General features: G+C 43.0%; 14 protein-coding genes. 8 read left to right on the top strand and 6 right to left on the bottom strand.

The genetic code is table 11. The annotated features are described in order from the left end of the window. Positions 1–82: 82 nt before the first annotated feature. Together ACDJ58_RS06565 and ACDJ58_RS06570 are read right to left on the bottom strand one after the other, a co-directional pair. A complete protein-coding gene (locus ACDJ58_RS06565; protein ID WP_413376492.1) occupies positions 83–1,693 on the bottom strand; it encodes a response regulator transcription factor in 1,611 nt (536 codons plus the stop codon). A 426-nt stretch (positions 1,694–2,119) separates the two neighbouring features. Further along, on the bottom strand, positions 2,120–3,922 hold the full coding sequence (locus ACDJ58_RS06570) for a sensor histidine kinase (protein WP_413376494.1): 1,803 nt from the start codon (positions 3,920–3,922) through the stop codon (positions 2,120–2,122). Between the two features lie 276 nt (positions 3,923–4,198). On the opposite strand from ACDJ58_RS06570, the gene ACDJ58_RS06575 reads away from it, so the two are divergent. The 4 genes from ACDJ58_RS06575 to ACDJ58_RS06590 all read left to right on the top strand — a co-directional run bounded on the left by ACDJ58_RS06575 (position 4,199) and on the right by ACDJ58_RS06590 (position 7,447). Beyond that, positions 4,199–5,056, top strand: a complete 858-nt coding sequence (locus tag ACDJ58_RS06575; RefSeq protein ID WP_413379527.1) for an ABC transporter permease — start codon at positions 4,199–4,201, stop codon at positions 5,054–5,056. A 16-nt stretch (positions 5,057–5,072) separates the two neighbouring features. Beyond that, positions 5,073–5,945: a carbohydrate ABC transporter permease gene (locus ACDJ58_RS06580; protein ID WP_063564040.1), complete on the top strand. Its 873-nt coding sequence runs from the start codon at positions 5,073–5,075 to the stop codon at positions 5,943–5,945. A gap of 192 nt (positions 5,946–6,137) precedes the next feature. Continuing rightward, positions 6,138–6,794 carry a hypothetical protein gene (locus ACDJ58_RS06585; RefSeq protein WP_413376496.1) on the top strand — a complete coding sequence of 219 codons (657 nt, stop codon included), beginning with the start codon at positions 6,138–6,140 and terminating at the stop codon, positions 6,792–6,794. A gap of 71 nt (positions 6,795–6,865) precedes the next feature. Next, complete coding sequence (locus ACDJ58_RS06590) at positions 6,866–7,447, top strand: hypothetical protein (RefSeq protein ID WP_413376498.1); 582 nt, start codon at positions 6,866–6,868, stop codon at positions 7,445–7,447. A 297-nt stretch (positions 7,448–7,744) separates the two neighbouring features. On the opposite strand, the gene ACDJ58_RS06595 is transcribed toward ACDJ58_RS06590, so the two are convergent. Continuing rightward, positions 7,745–8,332, bottom strand: coding sequence for an NAD(P)H oxidoreductase (locus tag ACDJ58_RS06595; RefSeq protein ID WP_413376500.1), 588 nt, complete (start codon positions 8,330–8,332; stop codon positions 7,745–7,747). Between the two features lie 246 nt (positions 8,333–8,578). Between ACDJ58_RS06595 and ACDJ58_RS06600 the strand changes: the two genes are divergently transcribed. The 4 genes from ACDJ58_RS06600 to ACDJ58_RS06615 all read left to right on the top strand — a co-directional run bounded on the left by ACDJ58_RS06600 (position 8,579) and on the right by ACDJ58_RS06615 (position 10,943). Next, a complete protein-coding gene (locus ACDJ58_RS06600; RefSeq protein WP_413376502.1) occupies positions 8,579–8,965 on the top strand; it encodes a winged helix-turn-helix transcriptional regulator in 387 nt (128 codons plus the stop codon). A gap of 264 nt (positions 8,966–9,229) precedes the next feature. Then, positions 9,230–9,619 carry a hypothetical protein gene (locus ACDJ58_RS06605; protein ID WP_413376504.1) on the top strand — a complete coding sequence of 130 codons (390 nt, stop codon included), beginning with the start codon at positions 9,230–9,232 and terminating at the stop codon, positions 9,617–9,619. Between the two features lie 139 nt (positions 9,620–9,758). Continuing rightward, positions 9,759–9,998 (top strand): hypothetical protein, encoded by a 240-nt coding sequence (locus ACDJ58_RS06610; RefSeq protein ID WP_413376506.1) that lies wholly within the window; start codon positions 9,759–9,761, stop codon positions 9,996–9,998. Between the two features lie 81 nt (positions 9,999–10,079). Continuing rightward, positions 10,080–10,943: a DUF4085 family protein gene (locus ACDJ58_RS06615; protein WP_413376508.1), complete on the top strand. Its 864-nt coding sequence runs from the start codon at positions 10,080–10,082 to the stop codon at positions 10,941–10,943. A 145-nt stretch (positions 10,944–11,088) separates the two neighbouring features. Here ACDJ58_RS06615 and ACDJ58_RS06620 read toward each other — a convergent pair. The 3 genes from ACDJ58_RS06620 to ACDJ58_RS06630 all read right to left on the bottom strand — a co-directional run bounded on the left by ACDJ58_RS06620 (position 11,089) and on the right by ACDJ58_RS06630 (position 13,958). Then, positions 11,089–12,239, bottom strand: a protein-coding gene (locus ACDJ58_RS06620) for an IS3 family transposase (protein ID WP_157258429.1) whose coding sequence is annotated in 2 segments (ribosomal slippage) — positions 11,089–11,978 and positions 11,978–12,239 — 1,152 coding nt in all. Because the reading frame shifts where the segments join, the coding sequence is not laid out codon by codon here. A 151-nt stretch (positions 12,240–12,390) separates the two neighbouring features. Then, positions 12,391–13,446, bottom strand: a complete 1,056-nt coding sequence (locus ACDJ58_RS06625) for an anti sigma factor C-terminal domain-containing protein (RefSeq protein ID WP_413376510.1) — start codon at positions 13,444–13,446, stop codon at positions 12,391–12,393. Between the two features lie 2 nt (positions 13,447–13,448). After that, complete coding sequence (locus ACDJ58_RS06630) at positions 13,449–13,958, bottom strand: RNA polymerase sigma factor (protein WP_413376512.1); 510 nt, start codon at positions 13,956–13,958, stop codon at positions 13,449–13,451. Between the last annotated feature and the right edge of the window lie 228 nt (positions 13,959–14,186).

Genomic DNA, 14,186 nt, shown 5'->3' on the forward strand with positions numbered 1-14,186 from the left:
TGATCTTTACAAGTGTAACTGTACCAATTTGGGCGGGAGGGCATCTATATGAGTTTGTTAGTTTCGATAGGACTCTATTATGTTATTTATTCTGGTCTCTATATTCTTGCGGCGTGACGCCAAACTGGCGCTTGAACACTTTGATAAAATAAGCCGGGTCCATATATCCAATCTCCATGCTGATTTCATATACTTTTTTGGTGGTCGTAACGAGCTTGTGACAGGCCCGATCCATGCGTAGGCGCGAGATATAATCACTGATGCCTTCACCCGTTTCGATCTTATAGATCTTGGACAAATGGGTCGGATGCAGATTAACATGATCGGCCAGTACACGCAAAGAAACATCCAGATGCAGGTTTTTATCTGTAAAATCCTGAATCTTCTTCACATATTCTGAACGGATGTCCTTGATCTCGTTGGACGTGCCTTCCTTGAGTTTGCTGAGTACACTAAGCGACCATTTGCGCAGTTTACTGATGGTGGTGAAAGCTTCTCCGCTCTGCAACCACTCGATATCGTCACCCATTAAATTGGCCAAAGTCAGCTTGTTTCGGTGTGCGAGATTGGTGAACGAAGCCGTGATTAAAAAACCAGCCTCCATACAATGCTCCCACGACTCCGACCATTTCTCATCCAGCTCCGCACAGACGGCTAGTATTTTTTCTTCTGCCGCATCCCATTGACCACTTTCTAACAGATGAATGAAAGTGGGCGGGGTATAAAGGACATCCAGCGGGCCTTGTGCCGACGGAGTCTCCACATCACTGACCCTCATCACGAATTCACGCTCGTCCCCGACAATTTGCCGGAAATAAGCGGAGGCCTGCCGAAAACGATCATATAGCTGATCTGGAAACGCAAACCATTCGGTGATGACGATGGAGAGGGAACCCTTCAGAAACTGCTTAACCTTGGACTGAAGTTGTACCGAAAGCTTCTCCAGTATGGTTTCTTTGCCAATGTCGGTGTTGTTCACTTTCAGTTGAAGCAAAAACACTAGATATCCATGCTCCTCCTTCACGCCCCACACTTCCATAAACTCACCCATAATTTCTTCCGCCATATTGATGACCGCATATTCAAGCAAGGTTTGATCGTTGTTGTCATATTTCCCGAATTCTTCTTCCATACGTACAAGCATTAATGCGCAATCCCCGGCGTGGAAGGGCAGATCGTAATTCGCAAGTTTCCGTGCCCACTCGCTGGAGGCAATTCGATGTCCCTGCAAGGCTTCAAGGAGCAGTCGACCCCGCAAATGCGGTAGGTTCTCTCGAAGGGTAAACTGGGTTCGTTTTAGTGAGCTTACGAGTTCCCATTCGGTGTTTAATTGATCGATGGCCTTCTGAACGGCACCCATTAATTCATCGTCTGTCGGCGGCTTCAGCAAGTAATCGACGGCCTCGAACTGGATGGCTTTTTTGGCATAATCGAATTCGGAATGTCCGGATAAAAGAATACACTTTATTTTTTTGTCACGGACTCTGATTCGTTCGATCAGCTCAATTCCTGTCATTTCAGGCATTTGAATATCCGAGATCACAATATCTATAGGGTGGGTATCAATTAGTTGAAGTGCTTCGTGTGCCGAGTATGCTTTATGCACCTGTTCGATCCCCAGCGTATGCCACGGTTTGGTCATGGACAGGTTATCTACCCAGTGTGCTTCATCGTCTACGATGATCATTTGCATGATGTTTGTCTCCCTTGGTGGTTGGTATATAAGGCCAATAATTAAAATCAAAGGATACGTGAATTGAACAAAGTCGCTACGGATTTGAAGGGTTCTTTCGATCGCTGTTCAAGCCCCATTTTCTGAATTAGAAGATTATAAGGTTAAAATGGTGCTTGAAAGGCGAACACTTCGTTTCTACAGAATCCCTTCAATCCTTCGCTTGGTTCACATGTACTCTAACCATTTATTTTAAACAAGGCCTTTATATAAAGGTGGAATTGTAATAAAGGCGAAGCCTATGCCCCTATCCAGCATTCTTTTAAGAAAGGCTGGATAGGCTAGCACTTCCGAGCACTCCGTTTCTTCAGGTTTTTTCTGTCCTCTGCGTTATCGTGTACGTGATCTTGTTCAAAATTAATTCGTCAATTTATGGTTTGTATAACTTTAACTCTTACAAGTATCTCCACGCTCCGTATCCTCTTTCGGGATCTCCCAGATCATTTCGGTTCGGAATCCGCCGAGTGGGGATGGGCCGAATAGAAGGTAGGATTGATTGCCGAATAGGTGCATGATTCGCTGATTCGTGTTCCACAGGCCACAGCCCATTTCCTCCTGCAGCGGCTGCTGCATTTTCAGATTCAACGCCTCCAACTGATCCGGGCTTAAGCCGGGTCCATCGTCATCGATGTAAATTTTGCAGAACCCGTTCGAGCTCTCGCCAGTAATTCGAATTTCACCGGATGAATAAGACTTCGCTACACCGTGAATGACGGAATTCTCCACAATCGGTTGCAGCATTAATCGTGGTACGGATTGGGCAAGCATATCCTCAGGGATGTCGATGTGATATTCAATTCTGCCATTACGCAGCTTCTGGATATCCAAATAGTTGACCAGCAGATTGATTTCTTCTTTTAGAGAAGATGTCTCCCGCTCCACTCGTGTCGTATAACGATAGTAGGCACTGAGGTTATGCGCCATAGAGACGACGGCTTGCTCGTCCTTCATCTGGGCCATGTTGATGATATAGCCAAGACAGTTATATAGAAAATGAGGATTGATCTGCGCCTGTAGCTGTTTCAGCGTAGCTTCCTTAGCCCTGATTTTTTCCTGGAACACGTTCTCGATCAGGTCTTGAATCTGATGTGACATATCATTGAATCGATGGAACAAAAACGAGAATTCATTCTGATCCTTGCTATGCAAACGTACGGAATAATCTCCGCGCTGCACGCGGCGTAAGCCCTGGATCAGCTTTTTGATCGGATATTGAATGTTTCTATATAACAGAATCGAAGCGGAAATGCCCACCACAAATAGCAGAATCATAAAGAGATAGAACAAGTTCCGACTGAGTGAGATCGGCTGTAGAATCTGATAGAGGGGTACCACGTCGACCAAATGCCAATCCAGATAGGAGGATTTCACCGAGCTAACCAGATACTTTTTCCCGTTCAGCTTGACGACATCCTGTGTGGTATCCTCGGTCGAGTGTTCATCCAGATAACGAATGAGTTCTTCGGATAGCTGCTTGTCTGCACTGCGGTTCAGAATGGGTGAATTTCCTTTGTGATAAAAGAAGGGATCACCTTGCCCACCTTCCTTATACGTATCCAGCATGTTCTGAATGTTCTCATAACTGAAGCTGGCTTCAATCACCAGATTGCTTCCCGTCAACATACCCGGCTGGGCCAAGGAATCCGTAAAGAACCAGTAAAAGGATTTCATATCCTCTTTGGACTCAGCACCATCACCGTATGTCCATTGTCCGCTCATATTTCTTTTCAGGTAATCCTCATCATACCCGGTTGTTCTATTATAGTTGGCAATGACATCTTGATTCTGCTGTGAATGCACAGCGTATCGGGTAGGCCATATATCGGTAACACCTGATTGAAGCATCAGTTTTTCTTGAATAACATATCGGGTCTGCATCTTGTCATATCGATCATTCCATATGTTCAAGCCATTAAATGCTCTGACATTGGGATCTCTTGAGAGAATAAGACTGAAATCCATCATCTGATTGATTCGGGAATCGATCTGACTGGATAAAAACGTGAGCTGCTTCGTATTAGAGACCTGTAGCTCTTTGCTTACAACATCATAAGTGACGTTGTTCGAGTAGGTATACATGATAATAATGGGGATGAACAGGACCACAATTAAACAGTTTATTTTGGCAAACAGACTAAACCGGGATCTGGACATTCTTCCAAATGATATAAAGCGCTTCCATGTATTCATAAAAAGTCTCCTTCAAATTCGTGTGTAAACAACCTCTTCAGATGATGTTCCTAACAAAACACTATCAAGCCTAACAATGTTATATAGTCAGACCTGAGAAATGCCTGATACTATTTATAGCAGAGATCCCCATTACACACAAAAACTTTTTTTTGGGAACAGGAGCGCGCTATGGAGGCTAATATGGAAGCTAACCGGGTACCTCAGGCGGACATTGGGAGCAAGCCGAACGGAAAAACAAAAAAACGCTACAAACAACCATGGATTCTGCACTTGATGGTGTTGCCGGCGGCCATTATGGTCTTTATTTTTTCATACATTCCGATGTCCGGGATTTTGATGGCATTTCAAGACTATAAACCTGCACTGGGTTTTTTCGATTCCGAATGGGTCGGACTGAAGCACTTCAGATACATGTGGGAAAATGATTATTTCCTGCAAATTACGTGGAATACGCTGTTTTTTGCCTGTTCCAAGATCATTATGAACCTAATTATTCCGTTTGTCTTCGCCTTATTACTTAATGAGGTACGGAAGATGGCGCTGAAGAGAACGATTCAAACGCTCGTATATTTGCCGCACTTTTTGTCTTGGGTTACACTGTCAGGCATTCTGATCGACATTTTGGCCCAGACGGGTATTGTCAATCAGTTCCTGGTCTCCGTATTCGGCATTAAGCCAATCTTCTTCCTGGGGGATGGCAGCTGGTTCCGGTTTACGATTATTGCGAGTGATGTCTGGAAAGAGTTTGGATTCAACACGATCATCTTCCTCGCGGCATTGTCTGGCATTAACCCGTCACTGTATGAAGCAGCTGAAGTGGATGGGGCGGGACGCTGGAAGCAAACGATGTATATTACCATCCCGGCACTTATTCCGATTGGGATCGTAATCGCAACCTTGGCACTTGGTAATGTACTTAACGCCAACTTTGACCAGATCTTTAACTTATATAGTCCATTGATTTACCAGCAAGGAGATATTATTGATACGTTTGTGTATAGAGAAGGTCTGCTAAGTGGGCAGTTCAGTTTCGCTACCGCCGTGAATCTGTTCAAATCGGTCATTAGTTTGATCCTGATTGTGATCTCCTACCGACTGGCTTACCGATTCGCTGGATACCGAATTTTCTAGAAAGGATGACGAACTCATGTATCATAAAACGATGCCTTACCGCATATTCAGCATAATCAACAATGTGTTACTGACCATCCTTTCGCTGCTCTGCTTGCTGCCATTGTATCACTTACTCATGGTATCACTGAGCGCATCTGCTCCTGCCAATGCTGGACTGGTGACGTTCTGGCCGATTGGTTTTACACTGGAGGCGTATGCTAAGACGTTCGCCAATAGCAATTTCCTCTCCTCCCTGTGGGTGTCTGTGGAGCGGACGGTACTGGGAACAGGGCTTGCGTTAATCGTCAATACGATTGCAGCCTATGCGCTTTCCAAAGAGACGCGGGTGTTCCGTGCACGTAACATCTATCTGTGGTATTTTGTAATCACGATGCTGTTCAGCGGTGGTCTCATTCCGGGGTATATCCTCATTCTGAAGCTGGGACTGATGAATACATTGCTGGCCTTGATCCTGCCGGGATTGGTCGCGGTGTTCAACATTATCCTGCTGCTGAATTTCTTCCGTACCGTTCCCAAGGATCTGGAGGAAGCTGCATTTATTGATGGCGCAGGTCACTTGCAGACGTTTATCAAAATCTATCTGCCCGTCTCTGTACCTGTCATTGCAACGGTTTCCCTCTTCATGATGGTCGGACATTGGAACTCGTACTTTGACGGGATCATCTACATCCGTGATGCAGAAAAGCTGCCACTGGCGACATTCATGCAGACGATCATCGTGCAGGCCGACATGTCGAAGCTTGATCCGGAAGCGGTAGCGAACCTGTCTCAACGGACAATTCGGGCTTCGCAAATCTTTATCAGTGCGCTGCCGATCCTGCTTGTGTATCCGTTCCTGCAACGTTATTTCGTGACTGGGATCGTGGTTGGGGCTGTGAAGGAGTAGTTGAATGTAGGGGTTAGAATAGGGTTGTGAAAAAGGAGCTACTGAACTGGGGAAGGCCAGGGAGGTGGCTTCTTTTTTGTGTGGAAAAAGACGTTGCACGTATGTAGTGTATTACCTTTATTTGAATAAAATGGTACGATGAAAGCTGATTGAAGGTGATCCCTATTATTCATACCGAAGGGTGTGTACAAAGTGAAGAAGATGATGATCGTTACCTTGGTTTTGTCGTTATTAAGCGCTTCTCTTGCTTTTGCAGCGGCAAGCGCACCACAGAAGATAAGTATAGTTTTGAATGGAAAAGAACTAAAGACCAGAGCAGGGACAGAAGTCAAGATAATTGACAATCACGCTTATATCCCGGCCAGTGTTCTTCGTGATGCAAGATTTGCGGTAGAGTATAAGAACTCCAAGCTTAATTTAGTGAATAGCTATTCTCATTACACCAAAAATTTAATAGAAATGCATCTTTCCAACCATGAATTTACAAGCCAATTCAACAAGATCGAGCAAGAAGTGATTGATATTCTTAGTAAAGTGATATTAGAAGAGCAAGTTGACATCTCCAGATTACAACAGTTAATAAAGGAAGCCGAATCCAATGTCGTGATCCGTCCAGAGGTATTTACTCCAGTACAAGATTATAGTTCCTCTGATTTATCTGATGCGTTTTATAGTTTGGAGGCATATAAAAAAGCAAGTATTGAGCTGATAGCCTATGTTCATACCGGGGACAAGGAAAGATTAAAGTCTTTCCACGAAGAGAGAAAAAAGGCGCTTGAGTATTACGATTCTTACACATATATGTATGATCGTATTTTTAAATTGAGCTATATTAGTGCAACAAAATAGGAAAAAGAATATCTCTCAAATCGCTTGATCAACGTTAAATTTATGCATTTTGGGTGAAAGGAGAAATGTCAATGATTCAAAACCATAACTCATGGTCTGTTTGTATATCCAGTGATTTTGAATTGAACTTTTTGATCTATGCAGCGAGTACGTATGGCCTTCTTAAAGAGGACATCAATGAGAATAATCTATGGCCATCCCGGCAAAGGGTAGAATCAGATCAACTTCATCAAAAACTTGAAATACAATGGAAATGGTTCTGGGATCGCAGCATTCAACAGAAGGCGCATAAAAATAATAATCATGTATCATCTGTGCTAGGACGGCCCGACTTTGAGTTAGTTGAACAACATGAATTAAGGGAGGTATTGGTTCATTTATGGCCATCCTTTAGGCAGTGGTGGTACATGCCAGCGGGCGGGCAAGCTGCAATGAATTACTGGGAAGGGAAACCTGACCTTATACGTTATGTTCAAGAATTTGAAGATGAAGTGGATAGAAAAATTAAGCCATTTCACTTAAATATGGATTTAATCTATAACGGCCCGAGTGAGCCGATTGAAGTAAATGAAGAATATATTATTATGCCAATCAGAACTGAATACTTAATGAAGAAGGATTGGTGGATCAGTAGATTTAAAGAACGATATTAAGAACGTAAACATAACTCTGGAGTTGATGGATTACGTACTTACAACCTATCTGAGTAACCATAGCATCAACCGATATCACCATGCTGGTGAAGTTTCTTCTTTCGACAGTAAAATAATGAATGACACAAATGTAGGGTCGCTCTTCGGAGCGACCTTTTTGCGTGTTAAAGCCCAGTGTTCTATTATCCTAAACGAGAGAGTTAGCGTTATGGTTAGAGTGATTTATTTTCCACAAAGAAGGCTTCAATTCACAGAACTTAAAACAGATTGAGACTTCATATTAGGGTCGTAATATCGTTATAGAGTCGGATTATCATTGGCATAATTCAACCCTAACTGATACGCCTGTTTCAGAAGTGCCTCATAATGCTCAGGCTGCGCATCCAACGTTTCATATAAAAATTCAACGCTCGACTGGGGCACGCCGCAGTAATTGGCAATACCCACATTGAGCAGATTCGTGATCGATTCATCATAGTTTCGCTTCTGCATCTGTTCTTCCGTCACGCCCGCAAGAGCAATCCATAACATCTGCTGATGATGAAGCTTGTTCGAGCCGTAGGCAAACCCGTTGTTCATGACACGATCCACATACCCTTTCAGCATGGCTGGCAGATGCCACCACCAGAGAGGAAACACAAAAGCGACAGCATCGTGCTTCTTCAATCGCTCTATCTCCGCTTCTATCTCAGGGGAGAATACCTGATGTTCCTTGGTAAAGTCAGGTTCATCTATGCCTTGAAGGACAGGGTCGAAACCAATTTCATGCAAATCTAATATCTCATAACCATGACCCGCTTCGGCAAGGCCCTGCACGAAACGATCGGTAACCTGAAAGGTCAGGGAATCTTTTCTCGAATGCGACACAACGACTAATACATTCATCTTATCTTTCACTACCTTTCTACATTGCTGTCTTGTAGCCATGAATCGCTGGCTGATGCTATTATAAACAGGTATGAAAACATCTGGAAGTACGCACTTTGATGTACTATAGGAAGAATGAAGTGCCATAGGAACATCAAAGTACCCTGAATCACAACCTCGAAATGGAGTTCAAATAACGAAACGAAGAGAAGTAAGAGGGTTATGATTTTACCTCGGCCCAGCTTGATGAAGGAGGGATAAAAGATGACGGAACATGGAAAAACGAGCACTCCAAAGAAATATAAAGTCGGCGTGGAGGCGGCCTTGGAAGTGATGGGCGGAAAGTGGAAGCCGTTGATTATTTATCATTTGATGACAGGGCGAAAACGTACATCGGAGCTGCGTCGGTTGATACCGGACATCACGCAGAAAGTGCTGACAACGCAGCTCAGAGGTTTGGAAAAGGACGAGATCGTGCAGCGAAAGGTGTATTCGGAGGTTCCACCAAAAGTGGAATATGAGTTAACGAGTTACGGTTGGGGACTCAAACCCGCTTTGGACTTTTTGTGCTATTGGGGAGAGGAGCACCTTGAAAAGGTTCACGGGGATAAGTCCAAGGTGTTGGAGGAGTTTGACTCTCCAGAGTGTTGAAGAGGTGAACCTGGTCCAGTTCAGTGATGGATGATAACGCTAATCCATATGTTGGTGATCTGTCAAACAAATTAGTCGAATAGAGAGGGATGGTAGGTAAACGTAGACAACTTTAATAAGGGATTTCCCATAGATATGTAGACGAGAGCCAGTCTGTCCGACTAAATCTTGAACATAGCAAGTACCAATGGAGAGAAAGAATAGGAGGAATATCTTATCACATATTCGACGACTTACCCAAGAGCTGTACTGAACTTAATATGCATGCTGGCCATTGAGGTTATTCTTCTCAGTAATGTTATATTCGACGAAAATGGCATTCTGAAGTATTTCGGTATCGTTATATTGACTTTTATTCTGGGTTATATCATTTTGCTGATCCGGCGTTTGTTTTTTACCAAACCGAGCATTACGCTGGAAAGCGATCATGTGATCTCTACAAAACATCGGAAATACGATGCATCCCAGATTGAGTGTATTTATGTGAATTACAAACGAATTGGTATCAAACTCTATGGAAAACGTTTAGTGCCGATGGATTTATGTTTTTATTTCCAAAGAAATCAGGAGACCGAAGGATTAGAGGAGTTATATGCATGGGCAGCACGGAATCATAAAGATATGAAGCACAAGTTCTTTCAAACCTTGACGTAGACTCGTACGTTTATTTCATTGAGACCGTCATGTCATGAGGATAATGAGGCGTAATGCTGTTTTGCCAAAATAAAATCTGAAAGTTCCGGAGGGCTTTGGGGTCTCGTCTCCAGCAGAAGAAGAATGTGCTCAGTGGATTATGGAGCAGATGGCCGATAACCCGGACGGGGAATTCCCAGAGGGGGAGGAGCCTGATGAAGGAGATCGATCTGAAGTTGTCGAGGTTTTAGGCTTTACGAGGTCTGTCATCGCTAACAACATTATTGAATATGATATGGTCAAAAATCATCCTAAACAGTTAACAGCTTATTTTAAACGCACACGAATTCCAGGTGCAGCTAAATTTTCGTCACAAAATAAAAGGTATATGCTTCAATAGCAAATTGAATATTTCCGTTTACTTACATCTGCAAGCGGTGAATTTAATGTCTAATCCAGAACATCAGCAGGAGGGATGCCCATGAAGTATCTAACGAAAGAATGGTATGAAACCTGCCAGCGGACCGGTCTTCATTTTAGCATGAGAGTACATAGCGAAGCTTACGAATTGAACGAGGCTCTTTTTCAACGGCTGTATAAAAGAAAGGAAAAAGCGCATGTGAAGCAGGAGAGAGAGCTATATAACTTGGACCCACGTTTCATGCTGGAGCATGATGGTCAGGTGCTCACTCGTGTAGACAAAGCTTTTAGTGGGGGAGCGGTGAAGGAAGAGGATCAGATGGTTTACCACATGCCGCTGGAAGAGCGAACGCATATCGAAAATCTCATTGCCGAATATGATGCCCGTCCTCCTTTTGATGAGAAAAAGTGCAAAGAAAAGTACAAAGAAGCGATGGGGTGGAATTTCGAGCATAAGGCAGAGCGTTTACCCCAAAACATCGTTGAGCAAATTGCGGATATCCGTTTGTTTACGCTTGGGTATTGCACAAGAGAAATATTGCTTCAGTTAAAGAAACAGAGTGCGGAAAATAGGAGAGAGATGGTACGTGTATCGAAAGAATACAGGGAAGCTATTGTGGCACAGGATATTCCAGGTGAAATACATAGCCAGGTTCAATTTCATGATTGTACAGTGACGGAACTGCTGACAGGAGATGAAGTTGTCATTCGTTTTGACACTCGTGGGGGCTTCACCAAAATAAATAAACTTACGCTGGTTACACCCGAGATCATCAAGCAAGAGGAGGAGATTGCAGGCAGTTACTGGCTGTATCAAGAGCTGTATCGAATTGATCAGGGGTATGAGTTGCACGTTCTTTTTGGAGGGGAACATATGCCTGAACTGATTGTTCGCTGTGAAGATATTCTTGCAGAGGAAGAGTGAGACAGAGGCGGCGGTAGAGAAACTGAGCTTCTCGCAACAATAGCGTTACACAAGGTGATTTTATGGTAAAAAGAAATCAGAAAAAAAGAGATAATACCACTGGTCATAGCCCCGTCAAGTAGACAATAAAAAAAGAGAAATTCTATTAAGCGGCGACTTTTTCCCTGAATTCAATCGGGGAGAGGTCGCCGAGTTTGTTTTGGAAACGTTCCTTGTTGTAAAACAAAATATACTCTGTAATTCGGTTCCTTGCTTGCTCCAGATTCTGAGGCTTCTCCAAATACAACTTCTCTGTCTTTAAGTGGGAGAAGAACGACTCAATACATGCATTGTCATAGCAGTTCCCACGCCGAGAATGGCTTCCTGTTAGCTTCTTCTCTTCAAGCAACTTGGCATAGCTCTGTGTTGTATACTGGAACCCCTGGTCGGAATGGAGCAAGGTAGGTCCACATTTTAGTTTCTTCACCGTGTCCATAACGAGTTTTAAGTCATTTCGCTCGGAGAGTTCCCAAGCTACAATCTCGTTGTTGTATAGATCCATCACAACCGAGAGATAAGCAAAATCATGCCCAATCCGGACATACGTAATATCCGTCACGAGCTTCTGCAGAGGAGCTGCCGCCGAGAATTCTCTATTTAAGACATTACGGAAAAGAACGGACGGTTTCCGACCAGCAAATGGACGTTTCTTGCGAATCACGGAACGAATCTGGAGTTCTCTCATTAAGCGGCGTACCTTTTTGTGATTCACCACGAGGCCTTCCTTTCCTAACGCGGTTCGCATACGTTTGTAGCCAAAATAAGGACGAAGCCGGTGAATGCCTAAAATATGTGCTTTTAGATCCGCATCCCGATCTGCTCGTTTCTCTCTGAGGACGATATTCTTCTTCCATTTGTAGTAACCTGCACGAGAAATTTCAGCAATTTTACACAACCAAACCACAGGTGCCCACTTGCTTATTTCTCGAACGGACTGGCACCGGGTTTCGAAATCCAGCTTCCCTCTCCGTGCAAATTCGGATTGAGCTTTTTTAGATATTCTACCTGCGCTTTCAGATAAGCATTTTCTTCTTCTGCAGTGCTAAAATGCTTCTTCGTCCAACGTCCTCGATAATCCTCAAAACTCTCTCCATTATGGCTTTTCCGTACCCAAGTAATAATCTGGCTCTCACTCTTAATACCAAACTTCTCCATGATCCGACTGTATGTCCAACCTTCTTCCAATCGCAGACGAACAGCCTCTTTCTTCGTTTCTTCACTATATTGATTAAAGGTTTGGCCTTTTTTAGCTGGCATAGCAAAAATCCCCTCCGGTTTTCAGTGTTGAGTTCATTTTAACATGACCTCTTTTTTCACTGTCTACCTTGAGGGGATAATACCACCACTGATTAAACAGGTATCATCTCTTTTTAATATAAAACGTAATGTCGATACTGGATAAGTCATCTTAATCCCAATTCCATATCTCTACTCGATTCAAATGGAAATGTTGGAATTCCGGGACCTTTGTAAGTTTCTCTAACTCTCGTACGGGACCTGTAACCACCGCGCCATATACTTGAACGCCATTCTTTTTTAAATAAGCAAGACGTTGTTTATCCAGATCAGCACCACTGTATTCAAGATGGTTTGACATCCATTCTAGATCAGACATCATCGCTTGAACTTGTTCCTGCATCTGCCCTGAATCTTCTGGAACGAAATAGTTATACCATTTTGCCCCATCCTCTTTAAATTCAGAAAGAGGTTTAAGACTCAAATGAGGAATATTATAGTTAAACATACCTGACCGAGAGTAGGAGATATCTAGATCTTTTAATTCGCCTGAATAGATCGGTATGGCGGTTACTGCAACATCATAATCTGTAAGAAGCTGCATCAGTTGATCGGGAGACGCTAGATTTTTCAAGGATAATGACATCTCTGCGACATGTCCGTCATCAATTTTACGAAGCCGATTCAAGCTACTGCTTTCATCAGAGGCATCTTTATCTTTAGTAGGTATACCATCTACTAGGGAGTAAGGGAGATAGAAAGGGCCTGGGTTATTGCCATTCATATACGCTCCTGTATTAGTAATCGTATAGGTGAATTTACCGGTTATACTGAGTTCAGCTTGAATTTCACCTGTGATTACTTCCCATGAGCCCACATGTCGATATATTTTCAGATTAGCTTTCTGGGTTAGGAGTGGGGTTACTTCAAAGAGTTCATAATTCGTCTTCTCTACCCGAAGTCCGTCACCATGCATCTCAACCACAGATACAATCGAACGAATGAAGTCATTACGCACCTTTGACTGATCAAAATAGATATGGAGTGACGATACATAGATGTGATATACCATAAATACTAGAAAAAGAGCTCCTCCTGCATTTAGGAAAAACTTCCATCTCGTTTTCCAAACCATTCGTTTAAACTGCTTATGACCCCATTCAGGACGCTGATACTCAAAATCCTCTTCCTGAAATACATGTTCCTCATCATGTGGTGTTTTAGACATTCTCAAACGTCTCCTTTCATTTGAAGCATCTCTGCTTTGAATCGTTCTCTGGCGCGAAAAAGAGTGACCTTAACCTTGTTCAAGTTCATATCCAGAATCTCGCAAAGTTCTTTATAAGATAACTCGTTCATTTCTCGTAGCACCAAAATGGTCCTATACTGTTCGGGAAGTTTCTTCATCACTTGTTGAATACGAAGGGTACGTTCACGAGCTGTGAGCACTTCCTCAGGGGAACGATATGTATTTTCTGTCGCTTGTTGCTCCATCTCTCGATTCATTTGAATTTCTCCACGATATTTACGATACCAATCAATAAATAAATGCCGAGCTACTTTGTATAGCCAGGCTCTGGCGTAATTTGCATGCTCGGCTTTCATGGATACCATGGCTCTGTAAAAGGTTTCTTGAACTAACTCCTCAGCTGTCTCCTGAGATCCACACATACGGTATAGATAGAGATGCAGGGAGGATTGGTACTGCTTGAATAGTTCGGCATATAAATCACTCCTCATTTCAAGTTTCCTCCTCCTTCTCTTTAGACAACGGGCCAAGTCAAATAATGTTACAGTAAAATTGAAAAATTTTAGGAGGTTTCTTTAGGAAACTATAATAAGAAAAGGAGTAACCATAAGTAAGAGAACAAAAAACATATCATTAATGAGAAAGTTTAGAAAAAAACTTTTAAATTGGGCTCGAAAAACATAGTGTAGCTTAACAATGTAAAATTCTCTTGGAAAGGA

Origin of the sequence: Paenibacillus taichungensis, assembly GCF_047302525.1 — a bacterium.
Taxonomy (GTDB): domain Bacteria; phylum Bacillota; class Bacilli; order Paenibacillales; family Paenibacillaceae; genus Paenibacillus; species Paenibacillus taichungensis_B.

Coding starts and splice junctions, on each gene's coding strand:
- ACDJ58_RS06610 (WP_413376506.1), top strand. CDS start 9,759: ATGGAGCAGATGGCCGATAACCCGGACGGGGAATTCCCAGAGGGGGAG.
- ACDJ58_RS06615 (WP_413376508.1), top strand. CDS start 10,080: ATGAAGTATCTAACGAAAGAATGGTATGAAACCTGCCAGCGGACCGGT.
- ACDJ58_RS06605 (WP_413376504.1), top strand. CDS start 9,230: ATGCTGGCCATTGAGGTTATTCTTCTCAGTAATGTTATATTCGACGAA.
- ACDJ58_RS06590 (WP_413376498.1), top strand. CDS start 6,866: ATGATTCAAAACCATAACTCATGGTCTGTTTGTATATCCAGTGATTTT.
- ACDJ58_RS06580 (WP_063564040.1), top strand. CDS start 5,073: ATGTATCATAAAACGATGCCTTACCGCATATTCAGCATAATCAACAAT.
- ACDJ58_RS06570 (WP_413376494.1), bottom strand. CDS start 3,922: ATGAATACATGGAAGCGCTTTATATCATTTGGAAGAATGTCCAGATCC.
- ACDJ58_RS06600 (WP_413376502.1), top strand. CDS start 8,579: ATGACGGAACATGGAAAAACGAGCACTCCAAAGAAATATAAAGTCGGC.
- ACDJ58_RS06595 (WP_413376500.1), bottom strand. CDS start 8,332: ATGAATGTATTAGTCGTTGTGTCGCATTCGAGAAAAGATTCCCTGACC.
- ACDJ58_RS06575 (WP_413379527.1), top strand. CDS start 4,199: ATGGTGTTGCCGGCGGCCATTATGGTCTTTATTTTTTCATACATTCCG.
- ACDJ58_RS06565 (WP_413376492.1), bottom strand. CDS start 1,693: ATGCAAATGATCATCGTAGACGATGAAGCACACTGGGTAGATAACCTG.
- ACDJ58_RS06625 (WP_413376510.1), bottom strand. CDS start 13,446: ATGTCTAAAACACCACATGATGAGGAACATGTATTTCAGGAAGAGGAT.
- ACDJ58_RS06630 (WP_413376512.1), bottom strand. CDS start 13,958: ATGAGGAGTGATTTATATGCCGAACTATTCAAGCAGTACCAATCCTCC.